Raw genomic sequence first — 15,583 nt, 5'->3', positions numbered from 1 at the left:
ACGTTGACGGGTTTAGCGAGCGCTGGGCCTGTGTCTTAAAGTAGCAACGTCCACACGGCAAAACCGGCGTACCACACCACGGCAGCACGCAGCAGCAGTTCCCACAAGGCATCAAGGCTGGAAACGCCTTCCGGGCCGGTCTGCGGTGGCGCAAGTTCAGCCGCCGCACACCCGACTTTGTTGATCAACTGTTCTGCACTGATTTCCCAGCTCAGCAGTTCGTGCAACATCACGCGGCTGACCGCGGCGAAGTTGCCGACCAATGCAAAACTGGCCGCCAGCAATCGCACCGGCAGCCAGTCAAACGCATGACGCATTTGTTGAGCGTGCTCGACCAGTTCGGGGTTCTTGCCGTGCTCGACCGCCAGCGCCAGCAAGCGATAACTGAGCGCCGCCACCGGTCCCAACAGGAAGTACCAGAAAATCACCGCAAAAAAGCTTTGGTAGGCTTGCCACAGCAAGTGCGCCTGAACGTGTTCCAGCAGTTGCTCACCATTCTCGGCCCGCACGCTAATGTCACGTTCGGCCACATGGGCAGCTGCTTGCAGATCACCCCGACGCCAGGCATCACGAAATGGCCCCAGATCTGCCAGCAAGTCACCCCGGCCCAAGCTGAAGATCAACACCACCAGATGCACCGGTAACGCCAGCAGGCCATAAGCCACCGGGTCGAGCACCACCAGCAACAACCCCAGTAACATGACCGGCAGCAGAATCAGGATGATCAACACCCACCACGGGTTTTTCGCCAGTTTGGGCGAGGCTTCGAGCTTGTTCAGCTCGCGTACCCAGCCGCCGTCGCATTGAAGGCGCTGGCGCAAGGCCGAGAATTTTTCGACCAGAATCGCCAGCAGTAGCACCACAAAACTCATTGATTGTCTCCTCTGTGCTGCAACGCGCTGCGATAGCGCGTCCAGTCGAAATGGGGGCCTGGATCTGTCTTGCGCCCCGGTGCCACGTCACTGTGGCCACATATTCGTTGAAGGGTAATGTCGCCATAGTGGGTTTGCAGCTCCCGCGTCAGAGCAATCAGCGCCTGATACTGGGCGTCGCAGAACGGCTGATCATCGGTGCCTTCAAGTTCGATGCCTATCGAAAAATCGTTACAAGTCTCGCGGCCCTCGAAACTGGAAATACCCGCATGCCAGGCACGGTCCAGACACGAGACAAACTGCGTAACCTGACCGTCGCGCTCAATCAGAAAATGCGCACTGACTCGCAGCTCCTTGATGGTTTCAAAAAAAGGATGCTCATCGGGGTCCAGTTGATTTTGGAAAAACGTCTGGACTTGACCGGTGGCAAACTGCCCCGGCGGCAAGCTGATGTTGTGGATAACCAACAAGGAGATTTCGCCGCGCGGGCGTTCATTGAAGTTGGGCGACGGGCAATGGCGCACGTCATGGCACCAACCGCTCGTGGGGTCCAGCTGCATACAGACTCCTTCAACGTGCAAAACCAAAGGCGCAGTATGCCGCGATGTGCAGCTCAATTGGCAGCTATCTGTGACGCCAAAGCCGCAGGCCAGTCACTGCGCGTTACGTTGGTACAAGCTACCAATCACCGACTCCAGCGCCCGGTCGAACAGTAAACGGTCATCCAGTAGCAATACTTTGCCATTGCGCAGTTGAGCGATCAGGTCGGTGCGGCTTTGCTCCAGCACTTTCATGCCCGTGCGGTTGACGAAAATATGCTTGCCGCCCGGCTCCAGAATGGCGATCAGCTTGCATCGCAGGCGAAACTCTTCGTCTTCCTGTAACTCAATCCAGGTGCCCAGGCGCAGTTGGCTGACCAGCAATAAACCCAAGTGGTCCTGCTCATCCACTGCGGGTGGCGCAAGCGCAGCCCGCTCACTCGCCTTGAGTGGATGTTTCAGACGCGCCTGCTCTGCCTCGCGAGTGCGTTGCTCGAGCAGTTCGATGCGACAACGCTCACCGTGGGTAAAGACCAAAAACTCATGCAACAGGGCTTCGAGCAGCGTGCGATTGTCGCCCGCGTACGTAGCCAATTGTTGCACCACACATTCAATCTGTCGGAACAACGGATCGCTGCTCTCATCCGTGCTGACGTCCCAGCCGATGGCCGCCGCCGCAATCACGTTCAAGAGGCGTCGGGCGGGGTGGGTGTCACAGCTGAAAAAGTTTTGATCGCGTTGCGCGATCTTCAGCATCGGCTCCTGCAACTGGGCAATCAGCGATTTCAGCGCAGGCGGCACATTGCGATCTTTGGCGATGTACTCAAACAGCAACCCGACCAGGTTGCTCGCCTCCTCAGCCACGGCCGCCGTTTCTGTGCCCCTTGCTTTATCCCCGCAGCAGCCATCGTTCTCGCTCAGCGTTGGCAATACACCCGTGGCAATCAGTAATTGGTTGGCATCGGCGTACAACTGCGTGGTGTGGCTGAGCAGGTACTTTTCGAACAGTTGCAACATGATCAGCTTGACCTTGATGTCCATGCCCTGATCACGCTCAGCCAGCAAAAAATATTCGCACAACATGCCCGGCCCCAACGGGTTGTTGTGATCATCCAGCGGGGTGCAACTGAGCGTTGCGAGACGTGTGGTCAATTGGCACAGCGCCAACTGGTCGCGCGTCATGACGTGGCCCACCATCGCATTGATCACTTGAGCGCGCTCAAGGTCATGGGTCATCAGCGAAAAAGACCCGCCTGCGGGGGCTGCACCCTGCAACGTGCGCTCGCTGGGGTCGGCGAGCGCCAACTGACTGAAAGCGTCAAAAAACCGGTCAAGAAAGCCGCGCTCGATGTATTTACGCTTGAGCCTGACGTCGCGCATGGCTTCAAAAAACAAGCTTTGTTCGACGTCACTCCGGGCTTTATCCGCCATCTCGAACAGCGTTTCATCGGCACTGTCAAACAGCACTTGCAACCCGTTTTTGAGCTGCTGCGCGGCTTTATCGTGAACCTGCAACAAAATGACCGGCAGGCGCGCAAGTGGCGAACGCATCGCCAGCTCTGCCGTGGCCCAGTGGGCAGGTCCCACTTTCCCGTCATTTTGCATCCAAGCCTCCTGGAACGGTGTTCGCTTGCGAATGACGCACAGGTGGCACAGGCCACTTTTGACGCTCGCAAACAGAAACCGGCCAGTGCATATCGCACTCGCCGGTGTATCTGAATTAGGACTTTAATGGCATGTCAAAGCTATGACGCCAATTACAAGGCGCTGATTATCTTGCAAAAGGCGAGCCTTGTGCTACTAAACAGCGCGATTCATTTACTGAACGGTCAAATAAATGCTGGGATGCGGCCCAAACAACACAGTTACAGGCATTTGCCTACGGCGCAGCCGCGCGCCTTGGGTTCGCTCCCGGCATGGCCCTATAATCGGCGCACTTTGTTTGTGGAGCTGGTTATGCCGAATTTACATCTGGCCGATCTCACCGCCGAGATTGAAGCCAACGTACGCCGTGCGCTTGCCGAAGACATTGGCAGCGGCGACATCACTGCACGGTTGATCCCGGCAGAACGCCTGGCCAAGGCCACGATCATTACGCGCGACAACGCTGTGATCAGCGGCACCGCATGGGTGGACGCGGTTTTTCGCCAACTGGACCCGCGCGTCGCCGTGCATTGGCAGGTGGCCGATGGCGAGCGCGTCAGCCCCAATCAAGTGTTGTTTCACCTTGAGGGCCCTGCCCGCTCGCTGCTCAGTGGTGAGCGCAGTGCGCTGAACTTTCTGCAAATGTTGTCGGGGGTTGCGACCCATGCCCAACAGTTGGCGGACCAGGTCGCGCAGACGCAAGTCAAGTTGCTGGACACCCGCAAAACCCTGCCGGGCTTGCGCCTGGCGCAAAAGTACGCCGTCACCTGTGGTGGCTGTCATAACCACCGCATTGGTTTGTACGACGCGTTTTTGATCAAGGAAAACCACATCGCAGCCTGCGGCGGCATCGCCCAGGCGATCAGCGCTGCGCATAAAATCGCGCCGGGCAAACCGGTAGAGATCGAAGTCGAAAGCCTGGCAGAACTCAAAGAAGCGCTGGCGGCAGGTGCAGACATCATCATGCTCGACGAACTGAGCATGGATGACATGCGTGAAGCCGTGCGTCTGAATGCGGGTAAAGCCAAGCTGGAAGCCAGCGGCGGTATCAACGAAAGCACGCTGCTGCCTATCGCACAAACGGGCGTGGACTACATTTCGATTGGCGCCATGACCAAAGACGTAAAGGCTGTGGATTTGTCGATGCGCCTGAGTTTGTAAGCGCCACGCTCTTAACCCGGTGCCGGGTGTCAGGACAGCACAAAACCTCGACACTTGGCTTCATGCGCCAGCAACCATTGCTTGGCTGCCAGACCACCGGCAAAGCCGGTCAACGTGCCATTGCTGCCGATTACCCGGTGGCACGGGATGATGATCGGGATCGGGTTGCGCCCATTGGCGGCCCCCACAGCCCGTGATGCGGTCGGGCGCTGGATCTGCTGCGACAGTTGGCCATAACTGGTGGTCACGGCATAGGGGATGGTGGTCAGCGCCCGCCATACCGTTTGCTGAAACTCGGTGCCCCCAGGTTTAAGCGATACATCAAAGGTGTATCGCTCGCCCGCAAAGTACGCCTCTAGCTGGCGTATGACCTCAGCCAGTTTTTGCGGCGCATGCAGCCAACTGTCTTGAGCGGTATGTGCTCTGCGCTCGCATTCAAATCGAACCTCACGCAAGCCTTCGTCGTCGGCCACCAAAAACAGTGGACCAATCGGCGATGGCATCTGCGCGTAGTAAATCTGAGACATGGTCAAATCCTCTTGAGCGCAGCGGCATCGGTGGCTGCGCGCCATAAATACAGGACGCTGTAGGCGCGCCACGGGCGCCAGCTCTCGGCCAGCGTTTGCATCGCTTTTGTGCTCAGCGGCGGGCCATCAGGGTTGGCCTCGCGCCGCAGGATCAAGTCTGCGGCCGGGAAGGCATCCGGGTGTTTGAGGACGCGCATGGCAATGTAATGCGCGGTCCATTCGCCGATCCCCGGCAGTTGTACCCAACGCTGAACAAAGGTGTCGAGCGCTTGCTCCATGCCAAAATCAACCCGCCCTTCAATCAACGCCTGAGCAATGCCGTGAAGGGTATTGATACGTGCCTGGGTGATGCCCATTTGGTCCAGGTTAGCGGCTGCCAATTGCTGAGCGTCGGGGAACAAGCGATCCAGCCCCGATGTACCCGGCGCTTCAATCGGTGTGCCATAGCGCTGCACGATGCGGCTGGCCAGGGTGCGCGCCGCTGCCACACTCACTTGCTGGCCTAACACCGCACGCACAGCCACTTCGAAACCATCCCAGCCCCCCGGTAAACGCAAGCCCGGATAGCGCTCGATCAGGGGCGCCAACTGGGGGCTGGCACCCAGGGTATGGGCGATGGCCTGCGGATCGGCGTCCAGATCGAACATACGCCGAATGCGTGTCACCACAGTGAGCATGTGTGCCGGGGCAACGTTCAACAGCTCCAATTGCAGGGCGTGTTGCCCCGCGGGCCACGCGCTAACCCGCAGCCAGCCGGGCGATTGCGCACGGCCAAACACCCGCTGATAACTGAACGCGTCAACCTGTTCGATACCGGGCAAGGCGCGCTGTTGTAAAAATCCGAGTACAGCATTGAAGTCGTAGGGCGGGCGGTAACCCAAGCGCAGGACCAGTGCAGTGCCAGCGCGTGTTTTTGGACTGCGCCTGAAGGCCCGTGGTTCGGCATGGTTGGCTTCGGCAAACGCTGAATTGAAGCGCCTGACACTGCCAAAACCCGACGCCAACGCCACTTCAGTGATCGATAAATGCGTTTCTGTCAGCAGTTGCTTGGCAAACAACAGGCGTTGAGTGGCGTGCACGGCCATCGGCGGTGCCCCCAAATACTTAACAAACACGCGTCGTAACTGACGCGCCCCCACATTCAGGCGCAGGGCCAACGCCTCAAGCGAGTTATCCGCCAAAAACCCTTCGTTGATCAGCTTCAAGGCCCGCGTCACTAAATGCTCACCCTGCAACCACAGCTGATTACCGGGTGCCAGCTCGGGCCGACAGCGCAAGCAAGGGCGAAACCCCTGTGCTTGTGCCGCCGCCGCGCTGGGGTAATACACAACGTTCGACGCTTTGGGCGCGCGCGCCGGGCATACCGGGCGGCAATAGATTCGCGTGGTCAGGACGGCAGTAAAAAACACCCCGTCAAAGCGCGCATCACGGCTCAGCCGTGCGATTTCGCACGCGGCAATAGAAGGAGTGAGTGAGGCGTCGTGTGTGTTCATGGCCCGCACAATAGCACCGGGCTTTTAACGGTTCTCGCCATTTTCGGACGTCAATGTTGACCATTGATCAGGTTATTTTGGCCTTACGATTGCACAGCACGATGCCACTGATGGCCAGCAGACCGCCCAACAACATGGGCATGCTCAGGCGCTCCCCCAAAATCAGCATCCCCAGCACCACCGCCGACAATGGATTGAGGGCAATAAACACCCCGGATTGGGTTACACCGATTTTCTGGATGCCATCGTAATACCAGATATAAGCCAGCGCCGACCCCAGCACACCGAGGTAAATCAGGCTCAGCCACTGGGTGCTGTTGACGGCGGCCAGCGCGTGGGCGCTCAACTCACCCTGCGCCACTGCTGCTGCCAGCAACATCAGGGTGCCCGCGAGCACGGAATAGGTCACGGTGTGCAGCGGACCGATATCCCTGACCAGGCCCCGGGCAAAAACGCTGTAAATCACCCAGCTCATGACGCACCCCAAAATCAACAGGTCGCCGCGCCAGGCACCCGCCACCACTGAGGTCAGCGACACCGTATTTTTGCTGACGATGACGGTCATCGCGCCAATGATGCACAGCGCGATGCCCGCCACGTTGATTCGGCTCAGGCGCTCACGCCCGAAAGCAAACGCCGTCAACGCAATCAGCGCCGGATTCAGCGCCACGATCAAAGACGCGCGGGATGAGCTGATGTAGTGCAACCCATAAAAGAAAAACAAGTTGTAGGCAAACACCCCAAAAAAGCCGAGCAGCACCAGTTGCAGGGCTTGCGATACTGTCACCTGGCGCACCAATTGGCCCTTGAGGCTCAACACCAATAACAGCGTCAGGCTCGCCAGCACGAAACGCACGCTGGCCGACAGCAGTGGCGCCACATCCGTGGACAAATAACGCCCGGCCACGAAAGTGCCGCCCCACAAACACGACACGGCAACCAGCTTGGCATACACCGTATACCCGGTGTGTAACGGCGCACATGCGACAGCATTGTTCATCAGGGTTTGGCCTATAGCGCGTTGACGAGCCGTGCTCGGGGTTGATGCGAGGGCATCATTTTTTGGGCCATATTCATGGTTTTCATCAACAGTTCGCGCTGTGCCCGGCTGCCGCCCAGACGCAACCACACTGACTGCGAGGCGGCCAGGATTTGATAGCACTCGGCGTAGGCACCCCGGGCAAAAAACGCGATGGCATTGAGCACGTCGACACCCACTTGCTGGGTCGCAGGTTCGATGCCGAAACCGTCACTTTCCGCGATCAACTTATCAATCAATAACGGCCGATCAGCGGCGGCAAATGCAAACGCGGCATGCATGTTGTGAAAGTGCGATGTGGAGGTGCCAATGCTGCCAGACCACAAAATCGACAAGTCTTGCCACAACTCATCGAATTGACGGTCTTCCAGGTTTTGCAACTTCAGGCGCCATAAAAAACCGACCGCATCGAGGTCTTGTTTGGCATAGCGAAAATCCTTGAGCGCGTAGAACTCTCGGAACGTGGCCGTTGAACGTTCGTACTGACTGCTCATCAAATAGGCAATCGCCAGATGCCAATAAATATGCATGCGCATGCCTGGATTGAAAGCCCAATTGTCTTTGCAGCCCTCAAGGAACTCGCACAGCGCTGCCCATTGCTGTTGTTCGTGCTGGGCATGCACCACACCGTGAATGGCGTAAATGTTATCGGGCCGTTGCGCCACGGCTTGTAGCCCCAGCACCCGCGCCTGTTCGAACTCTGACCGTTCGCACAACACAAACGACTTGATCCCCAAATAGAACGAAGACAGTGGGTGCGTCGCGTCGACACAGGGGTCGCAGATGTCAAACACATCGACCAGGTCGCAGGTCTTGCCGGTGCAAAAATCCAGCATATGCACAAAAAACACCGTCAGCACATCGCCGGGATACTCATGCAAGTGCGCTATAAACAGTGCACGCGCGCCGCTGTAGTCAAAGTCGACCCAGCAGCGAAATGCAGCCACCACCTGTACCAGTTCAGGGCAAGCAACGGGTGCCTCGGGCAGTCTCTGCAAGTGCATCTTGAAGCGATAAAACTCTTTGAGTTCGCAGCCGGCAATAGCATCAAACCCGACCAGCAACGGGTGCAACACCTGTTGCGCCGCCGTGCGAGGGACCGCATCGGGCGGTAGCCCCTTTAACGACAAAAAATGCGTATTAACGTCAGGCCAGAGACGACAGCAGCCGTCTGCGCGCGAAGCATATTCACTGTTGCTCATGCGTAAATAGTCCGGTTATCCAGAATAATGTTTTACGAATCCCTTCAAGCGTCAGGGTCAGTCACCTTTCCTGCACCGCTGTATTCCGGTATGTCCGGTTGCACGCCTATACTCGCGCAGAAGCTAGCTCATACGGAAATTAGCAAAAGCTCATGAGACACCCACGATGACCCTCACCCAACTTGAAGTGTTTGCCCGAGTTGCCGAACTGCGCGGCTTCACGCTGGCGGCCACGCGACTCCATATCAGCCAGTCGGCCGTCTCCCATGCGATCAAAGCGCTGGAGCAGGAAATGGGCGTCGAGCTGATTCATCGTCATCAAGCAGCCATCGAACTGACGGACATCGGCGCACAGTTGTTACTGCGGGCAAGGGAGATTCTCGGTCTTGCAGAAACCATGCGTCAGGAGGCAGCCGATGCCCGTGGCATGAAGCGCGGCACACTGCGCATCGGCTCTTTTGGGCCATCGTCGTCGATGAGATTGTTGCCGCGCATTCTGGAGCGCTATCGCCAGCGCTATCCCAATATTGAGATCCGCATCGATGAAGGCACCGATCAGGAGGTCGTGAGCTGGCTTCAGGAGCGGCGGGTAGATGTCGGATTTGTGGTGCTACCCGAAGACAAGCTCGACACCTTCACCCTGTGTGAGGACCAGATGGTAGCGATTTTGCCCGCCAACCATGCCCTGGCCACAGCCTCCAGCGTGAGCCTTGAAGCCTTGTGCCGCGAACCGTTCATCATGACCGAGGCCGGGTCCGGGCCATTGCTGGAACGGTTGTTCTCTTCGCAAAAACGAGTGCCCAACGTACTGCATCGCAGCGCGCAGTTGATCAGCACCCTGGCGATGGTCGAGATGGGCTACGGCGTCAGCATACTGGCCGAACAGGCCCTGCCGGAGCGCCCTTTACGACAGGCTGGCAGCTACGTCACAAAACCGCTGGACCCGCCGGTCAAACGCAGCGTGGGCCTGGCGGTACTGAATGAAGGACACGCCTCCCCGGCGACCAAGGCCTTTATCGAAATTGCCACAGGTTTGCAGCAAAGGTGAACAGCCCGTCACCAGCATCAGACGCGCCATAAAAAACGCCCTGAACACAGGCAGGGCGTTTATTTAAATGGTGCCGGAGACAGGAATCGAACCTGCGACCTTCGCGTTACGAGTGCGCTGCTCTACCGACTGAGCTACACCGGCGGTGCCTGCAAAACTAACACCGCTCGCACCACCGGGCAATTCGTGGCTATTTGCAGGCACCGCTGGCCAGGCACGTACCGCTTTGCGTCCACACCAGCGCATTACCCGCGCTGCTCAAGGCCGGAACCATCACACTGGTCCAGCCACCCGCCGCTTTGGTGCCGGTCATGGTGATCACGCCGTCGATAACGGTCATACCCGCGGCCAGATTGTCGGTCGCGTCAGCCGGGCCAGGAATGCCGTGGGTGCCGGCGTCGCACGCCGCCAGATCGTTGGTTTCGCTGTAGCACAAGGCGACGGCCGTCTTATAGGTGTTGCTGAGGGTGTTCACTTCGGCAAACCGCGCCTTCATGGTGTGGTCGTTGTAAGCCGGTAAAGCGAAAGAAGCGATCAGACCAATGATCGCGACCACGATCATCAGCTCAATCAAGGTAATGCCCTGTTGTTGTTTCATGTGTGGCCTCCAAAAATAAGACGCGGCTCAGCGAATATGGGCCAATGCCCATGCTGAGCTGGCAAAAAGTGCGCACAGGCTATCAAGGATCGTTGTCAGAAGCTTCTGAACAACCGCGTTCGACACCTTTAGGCATACTCCTGTCGGCACGTCGCTTTTAGCCTGTCTAGGCTTGGACCTACACAACGCGGCTTATCGCGCTGCATTTCAAGGACGAATGCATGTCAACGCTGGCAATCAATACCCACCTGTATCGCTGGGAGGGCACAGACGTAAACGGTGAGCGACGCCAGGGCGAAATCAGGGCTAACAGCCTCGCAATGATCCGCGCCCAACTGCGGCGCCAAGGTGTCAACGCAGCTAAAGTTCGACTCCTGGGCAACGCTCAGTCATTCATAAATCGCGCCGTAAATTCGTCAGACATCACGCTCTTCAGCCGCCAATTGGCAACGCTGATCAACGCTGGAATACCGCTGCTGCAAGCGCTGGAGGTCATCGCCAAAGGTTTCGAACAACCGGCCACCCGTCAACTGGTGACCGATCTCACACTCGACATCGCCGCAGGCACCAGCCTGAGTGCCGCACTGCGTAAAAAACCGGCCCACTTCGATGCCATGTTTTGCCATCTGGTGGAAGCCGGGGAACAGGCAGGCGCTCTGGATGTGTTGCTGCAACGCATCGCCAGCGACCGGGAAAAGCGTGAGGCGCTGGCACAAAAAATCAAAAAGGCCATGACCTATCCCATCGCCATATTGCTGGTAGCGCTACTGGTAAGCGCCATTCTGTTGATCAAAGTGGTGCCGCAGTTTCAGAGCATATTTGCATCGTTCAATGCACAGTTGCCCGCCTTCACCCTGTGGGTTATCGGCGTGTCGCAAGCGCTACAAGACCATGGCGTCTGGTTATTAATCGCGACAGCGGGCGCACTGGGCACTCTTCGTCATTGCTATAAGCACTCGCCATCTTGGCGCCAGCGCCTGGACGGCTGGCTGCTGAAGCTGCCCGTGCTGGGGCACCTGCAACATATCTCGGCGATTGCCCGGTTTTCCCGCACGTTGTCCACCACCCTGGCGGCGGGTGTACCGTTGCTTGAGGCACTGGATTCAGTGGCAGGGGCTACCGGTAATTGCGTGATCAAAGAGGCCGTACTGCGGCTCAAATATCAGGTCGCCACAGGCACACAGATCCATGTGGCCATGAGCAATACTCGCGTCTTTCCAGGCATGGCGATTCAAATGACAGCCATAGGCGAAGAATCTGGCACATTGGACGGCATGCTCAATCATGTAGCGACCTATTATGAGAGCGAGGTCGATCACCTCGTCGACACCCTGACAACGTTAATGGAGCCCTCAATCATGGTGGTATTGGGTGTCGTGGTGGGCGGTCTGGTGATCGCCATGTATTTACCGATTTTTACCTTGGGCCAAGTGATTTGAGCATGATCGATTTCTTTAGCCGTCATCCTGATGCCTTTGTCGCGTGCGTTTTAGTGCTCGGTCTGCTGGTCGGCAGCTTTATAAATGTACTGGTCTGGCGCCTGCCCAAGATGCTTGAGCACGACTGGCAAACCCAGGCGCGCGAACTGCTCGAGCAGCCCGCGCCAGCCAGGAGTCCGACCTATAACCTGCTTTTACCCGCGTCTCACTGCCCACAGTGCCAGCATCGCTTAAAAGCATGGGAAAACATCCCGCTGCTCAGTTATGGGCTGCTGGGCGGCAAATGCTCACACTGCAAAAAAACCATCAGCCCGCGCTATCCCCTGACCGAACTGGCCTGTGCACTCATCTGCGCTTTCATCGCCTGGTACCTGGGGGTCAACGCGCAAACCGGCTGGGTGCTGTTACTGACATGGGGGCTGATCGCCATTTGCCTCATAGATGCCAAACACCGCATCGTGCCCGATGTGATCGTGCTGCCGCTGCTATGGATGGGCTTGCTGCTCAACACGTTCGAGATGTTCACCACGCTATCGCTGGCGGTCTGGGGCGCCGCCATCGGCTATATGAGCTTGTGGGTGGTTTTCTGGCTGTTCAAACTGATCACCGGCAAGGACGGCATGGGGCATGGTGACTTCAAACTGCTGGCCTTGTTTGGCGCCTGGGGCGGTGTAGCCGTATTGCCGCTGACCCTTTTGCTCTCGTCACTGGTCGCCGCGGTCGTTGGCCTGGGGTTGATGGGCTTGCGCCGCGCTCATAGGGCAACGGCTATCCCTTTTGCGCCGTATCTGGTGATTGCCGGGTGGATTGCATTGCTCTGGGGTGGTCAAATGAGCGCTTTCTATTGGCAACTTGCGACCTGACATGAATACCGCCTCCTCGAAACCCTGGATTCTTGGCCTGACCGGCGGGATTGGCAGTGGTAAAAGTGCCGCTGCTGAGCACTTTGCTGCGCTCGGCGTTCATGTGGTGGACGCCGATCACGCCGCGCGCTGGGTGGTTGAACCGGGGCGTGCGGCCTTGGCAAAAATAGTTGAGCATTTCGGCGCTGACGTGCTGCAGGCTGATGGCCAACTTAACCGTGGTGCCTTGCGCAGCCTGATTTTTGCCGACCCGCAGCAACGCCTTTGGCTGGAGTCGCTGTTGCACCCGCTGATTCGTGAAGAGATCGCACTCAACCTGGCCAAGGCGCAGTCACCGTATGCGATTTTGGTATCGCCACTGTTGGTCGAGTCCGGGCAGCACGCCACAACACAGCGGGTGCTGGTGATCGATGCGCCGCAAGCGCTGCAAATCCAGCGCACGCTATTACGTGACAACACCAGCGAAGAGCAAATTCAGGCCATCCTCAAAGCCCAAGCCAGCCGCGAAGAACGCTTGAGTTTTGCCGATGATGTGCTGGTCAACGACAAAGACCTGAAGGCGCTACACACCCAAGTCGAGCGCCTGCATCAAACTTATTTAACCCTGAGTGGAGGCCAATCATGACCAAACCGATGACCGTAGACTGCCCAACCTGCGGCACTGCCGTGCAATGGAACGCTGCCAACGCCTTCAGGCCTTTCTGCTCTGACCGTTGCAAACTGATCGACCTGGGCGCCTGGGCCAGCGAAGAACACAAAATCCCGGTCAGCCCGGATGCGGAAGATGACATGTTTTCGCAAGATCTGGAGCCGCGCACTCACTGATCCATACCCCCTTCATCACCGTAGTTGTTACCAAAGGCTGCGAGCTTTTCCAGATAAATGTCAAAAGCTCGCAGCCTCCGGCAGCGACTACGGGACTTACGAGGGACCATCGTCCTTCCAAGGCGCCGCCAAGTAGCGGGTTCGATTGAATGTTTCCAGCCACTCAGGGCAAAACACCACCAGCGCCGTGACCAACATCCCGTTGATGAACGCTTCCGGGAAGATGATCAGCCACAAATAACCGATAAAGTCTTCCAGCCACTCGGGCATTACAAACAACCCGTCCAGCCACAACACCCCCAACCCCACCAGCAAACACAGCAGCGCCGCCAAGGCCGCAGCAAAAAAACCGGAACAAAAGATATACACAAACGGATTGCGCGGTTGCGCACGCTCAACCAGACGAGCACAGGTTTCAGTCACCGCGATCGGCAAGACAATCAACAACACCCCATTGAGGCCCATTGCGGCCAGATCCTGTCGCCCCAACAACACCAACCCTGTTTGCGCCATCAGCGCGCCGACTATCGCCAACGGCCAATCCAGCAGCAACGTAACGACGGTCAGCCCAATGAAGTGATAAGACACTCCGGTGTCAAAGTCGCGCCGCACCAGCCACAACAAAAACAGAGCAAACACAGTACCAAACAGCAAATGCTGACGCCGGGTGTCGCTAAATAGTTCTACCCACGGCGCTCGCGCCACTGCCCACAGCACAACGGGCACATACAACAGCCAACCGATCACCATCGTTTGGGCAGATAACACCTCGGCGGCAATCATACGCGTGCCCCCCACTTAACCTTGCTCAAGCACACCGCTCAATCCTCCCTGTTTAAAGCCTGTGTGGATAATACGGCTCAGTCTACACCGCGCACTTGGAGTCACACGCGTTTGGAGGCTAAGCTGCGCGCATGGATGACTCTGATTATTTACGCCTGTTAACCATTCAGGCGGAGCAAGCCAATGCCTTTTTGTCCAATGCCCGCAAATGGGAGCGTGAGCGTTGGGTCTGCCAGCGCCTGCTACAAGGCTTGAATATTGGCTATCACACACAAGACTTCACCCAGCCCGATCACGAGCCGCCGGACGTTTTATTTCGCGATGCGCGGTTTGAGGTGTTCTTTGTCCTTGATGAAGGCCGGCGCCTGAGCGATGAATGGCGCGACGAGCTGCAACGTCGTCGCAATGCTTACTCATTGAGCCAATTGGTACGCCGCGAAGCCCGGCCCAAACGCATACCCGCCAGCAAGTTGCTGCAACGGCTCGGCCCCACACTGCACAAAAAGGCCACCAATTACCGCGAGCGCGATATCGACTTGGGGCAGTTGGACATCATTGCGTTTTCCAGCCTCAAACGTGAGGTGCTGGACCTCAACAGCCACTTCCCGCCGCCCACCGAATATTTGCGCATGGGGTGGCGCTCGCTGTCGCTGGTGGGGCCAACCTTCGCCAGGGTGCTGTTTGCGCAACCGGATGCGCCAGACTTCCTGCGCAGTAATTTGGGGCGCAGCATTATTTTTGATGTCGGAATCAGTCTGTGAGCCCATTACAAGAACTGATCGCCCACGTCCCGCAAACGGGGCGCGTGCGCTGGATCGGCGTGCGCCCCGCCTCCCGCGCCGACCTGTTGGAGCTTGGCGCGGTAGAAGCACGCCGCGAAGCCGGATTGACTGGCGACCACGCGCGCCCCGGTGCACGCAATGCGCGACAAGTCACGTTGATTCAATGGGAGCACTTGGCGGTGATTAATTCGCTGCTGGGCCGACCTGCTGACAACCCCGTGTTACCTCAAGATTTGCGACGCAACATTGTGGTCAGCGGTATCAATTTGTTCAGCCTCAAAGGGCGGCGCTTCAGCATTGGCGGGGCGATGTTTGAGACCACGGGCTGGTGCCAACCGTGCGCGCGACTTGAACAGCGGCTGGGCGCTGGCACGTTTCAAGCCGTGCGCGGCCACGGAGGGATTACGGCCAGGGTTATAGAAAGTGGAATCATTCGTCTAGACGACGAACTGCGGGTCGAGCCTTTAGGCCCCAGCGGCTATGCTTCTTTTCATCCCGGCTGAATCAAAGCTGTAGCTTTTACACATCCCGCAACGTCTATCTGACGAGGCAAATGCTATGTCCAGTCGCTTGAACCCAGATGACCAACAACGTGTCGAAGAGTATCTGAAACTGCCACAGCATCAGGTTGAGCGCCGGCCCTTCAGGCCGTGGCTGCTCCTTGGGGTGGTACTGATCGTGGTCATCAGCATGGGCTTTTTGAGCCGCCTCCTGAGTTATTTGGCGCTATGAGCTGCATGGCGCTCGCCCAACTGACTCCAGCACAGA

18 protein-coding genes, 1 tRNA gene and 1 pseudogene are annotated in these 15,583 nt (G+C 57.8%); 9 read left to right on the top strand and 11 right to left on the bottom strand.

What is annotated here, in order from left to right; all coding sequences use genetic code 11:
* Positions 1-35: 35 nt before the first annotated feature.
* The 4 genes and pseudogenes from ampE to TU86_RS01235 form a co-directional block, all read right to left on the bottom strand.
* Positions 36-872, bottom strand: coding sequence for a regulatory signaling modulator protein AmpE (gene ampE, locus TU86_RS01245; protein ID WP_048362493.1), 837 nt, complete (start codon positions 870-872; stop codon positions 36-38).
* Complete coding sequence (gene ampD / locus TU86_RS01240; protein ID WP_048362492.1) at positions 869-1,432, bottom strand: 1,6-anhydro-N-acetylmuramyl-L-alanine amidase AmpD; 564 nt, start codon at positions 1,430-1,432, stop codon at positions 869-871. Before ampD ends, ampE begins: the two co-directional genes overlap by 4 nt.
* A gap of 93 nt (positions 1,433-1,525) precedes the next feature.
* A complete protein-coding gene (locus TU86_RS23830; protein WP_478002732.1) occupies positions 1,526-1,822 on the bottom strand; it encodes a DUF1631 family protein in 297 nt (98 codons plus the stop codon).
* Positions 1,823-1,876: 54 nt separating this feature from the next.
* Positions 1,877-3,016, bottom strand: a pseudogene (locus TU86_RS01235) (DUF1631 family protein); the annotation flags it as partial.
* Positions 3,017-3,367: 351 nt separating this feature from the next.
* Here TU86_RS01235 and nadC point away from each other — a divergent pair.
* Positions 3,368-4,216, top strand: a complete 849-nt coding sequence (gene nadC, locus TU86_RS01230) for a carboxylating nicotinate-nucleotide diphosphorylase (RefSeq protein ID WP_048363012.1) — start codon at positions 3,368-3,370, stop codon at positions 4,214-4,216.
* A 29-nt stretch (positions 4,217-4,245) separates the two neighbouring features.
* Here nadC and TU86_RS01225 read toward each other — a convergent pair whose 3' ends face one another.
* The 4 genes from TU86_RS01225 to TU86_RS01210 all read right to left on the bottom strand — a co-directional run bounded on the left by TU86_RS01225 (position 4,246) and on the right by TU86_RS01210 (position 8,477).
* Entirely contained in the window at positions 4,246-4,743 is a 498-nt protein-coding gene (locus tag TU86_RS01225) for a methylated-DNA--[protein]-cysteine S-methyltransferase (RefSeq protein WP_048362490.1), read from the bottom strand.
* Positions 4,744-4,745: 2 nt separating this feature from the next.
* A complete protein-coding gene (locus TU86_RS01220) occupies positions 4,746-6,236 on the bottom strand; it encodes a DNA-3-methyladenine glycosylase 2 (protein ID WP_048362489.1) in 1,491 nt (496 codons plus the stop codon).
* A gap of 67 nt (positions 6,237-6,303) precedes the next feature.
* Positions 6,304-7,236: a DMT family transporter gene (locus TU86_RS01215; protein ID WP_048362488.1), complete on the bottom strand. Its 933-nt coding sequence runs from the start codon at positions 7,234-7,236 to the stop codon at positions 6,304-6,306.
* A gap of 11 nt (positions 7,237-7,247) precedes the next feature.
* On the bottom strand, positions 7,248-8,477 hold the full coding sequence (locus TU86_RS01210; RefSeq protein ID WP_048362487.1) for a tetratricopeptide repeat protein: 1,230 nt from the start codon (positions 8,475-8,477) through the stop codon (positions 7,248-7,250).
* Between the two features lie 166 nt (positions 8,478-8,643).
* Here TU86_RS01210 and TU86_RS01205 point away from each other — a divergent pair, with 166 nt between their 5' ends.
* Positions 8,644-9,525: a LysR family transcriptional regulator gene (locus TU86_RS01205; protein WP_048362486.1), complete on the top strand. Its 882-nt coding sequence runs from the start codon at positions 8,644-8,646 to the stop codon at positions 9,523-9,525.
* 68 nt (positions 9,526-9,593) lie between these two features.
* Here the strand turns inward: TU86_RS01205 and TU86_RS01200 are convergent.
* Positions 9,594-9,669 (bottom strand) — tRNA-Thr (locus TU86_RS01200).
* A 46-nt stretch (positions 9,670-9,715) separates the two neighbouring features.
* Positions 9,716-10,123, bottom strand: a complete 408-nt coding sequence (locus TU86_RS01195) for a pilin (RefSeq protein WP_048362485.1) — start codon at positions 10,121-10,123, stop codon at positions 9,716-9,718.
* A 221-nt stretch (positions 10,124-10,344) separates the two neighbouring features.
* On the opposite strand from TU86_RS01195, the gene TU86_RS01190 reads away from it, so the two are divergent.
* Genes TU86_RS01190 through yacG form a run of 4 tightly spaced genes read left to right on the top strand, consistent with a single transcriptional unit; the run spans position 10,345 to position 13,250 of the window.
* Positions 10,345-11,562 (top strand): type II secretion system F family protein, encoded by a 1,218-nt coding sequence (locus TU86_RS01190; RefSeq protein ID WP_048362484.1) that lies wholly within the window; start codon positions 10,345-10,347, stop codon positions 11,560-11,562.
* A gap of 2 nt (positions 11,563-11,564) precedes the next feature.
* On the top strand, positions 11,565-12,425 hold the full coding sequence (locus TU86_RS01185) for a prepilin peptidase (protein WP_048362483.1): 861 nt from the start codon (positions 11,565-11,567) through the stop codon (positions 12,423-12,425).
* A gap of 1 nt (position 12,426) precedes the next feature.
* Positions 12,427-13,050: a dephospho-CoA kinase gene (gene coaE, locus TU86_RS01180; protein WP_048362482.1), complete on the top strand. Its 624-nt coding sequence runs from the start codon at positions 12,427-12,429 to the stop codon at positions 13,048-13,050.
* The gene (gene yacG / locus TU86_RS01175; RefSeq protein WP_048362481.1) at positions 13,047-13,250 is read left to right on the top strand and encodes a DNA gyrase inhibitor YacG; all 204 of its coding nucleotides are present in this window, start codon (positions 13,047-13,049) and stop codon (positions 13,248-13,250) included. The genes coaE and yacG overlap by 4 nt, the downstream gene beginning before the upstream one ends.
* Positions 13,251-13,346: 96 nt before the next feature.
* On the opposite strand, the gene TU86_RS01170 is transcribed toward yacG, so the two are convergent.
* Positions 13,347-14,033, bottom strand: a complete 687-nt coding sequence (locus TU86_RS01170) for an energy-coupling factor ABC transporter permease (RefSeq protein ID WP_048362480.1) — start codon at positions 14,031-14,033, stop codon at positions 13,347-13,349.
* 131 nt (positions 14,034-14,164) lie between these two features.
* On the opposite strand from TU86_RS01170, the gene TU86_RS01165 reads away from it, so the two are divergent.
* The 3 genes from TU86_RS01165 to TU86_RS01155 are packed head-to-tail and all read left to right on the top strand — an operon-like array spanning position 14,165 to position 15,547.
* Positions 14,165-14,794 carry a DUF1780 domain-containing protein gene (locus tag TU86_RS01165; protein ID WP_048362479.1) on the top strand — a complete coding sequence of 210 codons (630 nt, stop codon included), beginning with the start codon at positions 14,165-14,167 and terminating at the stop codon, positions 14,792-14,794.
* A complete protein-coding gene (locus TU86_RS01160) occupies positions 14,791-15,318 on the top strand; it encodes an MOSC domain-containing protein (RefSeq protein ID WP_048362478.1) in 528 nt (175 codons plus the stop codon). The genes TU86_RS01165 and TU86_RS01160 overlap by 4 nt, the downstream gene beginning before the upstream one ends.
* A 55-nt stretch (positions 15,319-15,373) precedes the next feature.
* Positions 15,374-15,547 (top strand): DUF3094 family protein, encoded by a 174-nt coding sequence (locus TU86_RS01155; RefSeq protein WP_048362477.1) that lies wholly within the window; start codon positions 15,374-15,376, stop codon positions 15,545-15,547.
* The last annotated feature ends 36 nt before the right edge of the window (positions 15,548-15,583 follow it).

The sequence above is a fragment of the Pseudomonas weihenstephanensis genome (genome assembly GCF_001043055.1).
Taxonomy (GTDB): domain Bacteria; phylum Pseudomonadota; class Gammaproteobacteria; order Pseudomonadales; family Pseudomonadaceae; genus Aquipseudomonas; species Aquipseudomonas weihenstephanensis.
Note: the sequence above shows the minus strand (reverse complement) of the source record. Positions and strands in the feature narration are given on the sequence as shown.

What these genes read in the sequence shown, in the direction of transcription:
- ampE (WP_048362493.1), bottom strand. Translation starts at nt 872, where the DNA reads ATGAGTTTTGTGGTGCTACTGCTGGCGATTCTGGTCGAAAAATTCTCG.
- ampD (WP_048362492.1), bottom strand. Translation starts at nt 1,432, where the DNA reads ATGCAGCTGGACCCCACGAGCGGTTGGTGCCATGACGTGCGCCATTGC.
- nadC (WP_048363012.1), top strand. Translation starts at nt 3,368, where the DNA reads ATGCCGAATTTACATCTGGCCGATCTCACCGCCGAGATTGAAGCCAAC.
- TU86_RS01225 (WP_048362490.1), bottom strand. Translation starts at nt 4,743, where the DNA reads ATGTCTCAGATTTACTACGCGCAGATGCCATCGCCGATTGGTCCACTG.
- TU86_RS01220 (WP_048362489.1), bottom strand. Translation starts at nt 6,236, where the DNA reads ATGAACACACACGACGCCTCACTCACTCCTTCTATTGCCGCGTGCGAA.
- TU86_RS01215 (WP_048362488.1), bottom strand. Translation starts at nt 7,236, where the DNA reads ATGAACAATGCTGTCGCATGTGCGCCGTTACACACCGGGTATACGGTG.
- TU86_RS01210 (WP_048362487.1), bottom strand. Translation starts at nt 8,477, where the DNA reads ATGAGCAACAGTGAATATGCTTCGCGCGCAGACGGCTGCTGTCGTCTC.
- TU86_RS01205 (WP_048362486.1), top strand. Translation starts at nt 8,644, where the DNA reads ATGACCCTCACCCAACTTGAAGTGTTTGCCCGAGTTGCCGAACTGCGC.
- TU86_RS01195 (WP_048362485.1), bottom strand. Translation starts at nt 10,123, where the DNA reads ATGAAACAACAACAGGGCATTACCTTGATTGAGCTGATGATCGTGGTC.
- TU86_RS01190 (WP_048362484.1), top strand. Translation starts at nt 10,345, where the DNA reads ATGTCAACGCTGGCAATCAATACCCACCTGTATCGCTGGGAGGGCACA.
- TU86_RS01185 (WP_048362483.1), top strand. Translation starts at nt 11,565, where the DNA reads ATGATCGATTTCTTTAGCCGTCATCCTGATGCCTTTGTCGCGTGCGTT.
- coaE (WP_048362482.1), top strand. Translation starts at nt 12,427, where the DNA reads ATGAATACCGCCTCCTCGAAACCCTGGATTCTTGGCCTGACCGGCGGG.
- yacG (WP_048362481.1), top strand. Translation starts at nt 13,047, where the DNA reads ATGACCAAACCGATGACCGTAGACTGCCCAACCTGCGGCACTGCCGTG.
- TU86_RS01170 (WP_048362480.1), bottom strand. Translation starts at nt 14,033, where the DNA reads ATGATTGCCGCCGAGGTGTTATCTGCCCAAACGATGGTGATCGGTTGG.
- TU86_RS01165 (WP_048362479.1), top strand. Translation starts at nt 14,165, where the DNA reads ATGGATGACTCTGATTATTTACGCCTGTTAACCATTCAGGCGGAGCAA.
- TU86_RS01155 (WP_048362477.1), top strand. Translation starts at nt 15,374, where the DNA reads ATGTCCAGTCGCTTGAACCCAGATGACCAACAACGTGTCGAAGAGTAT.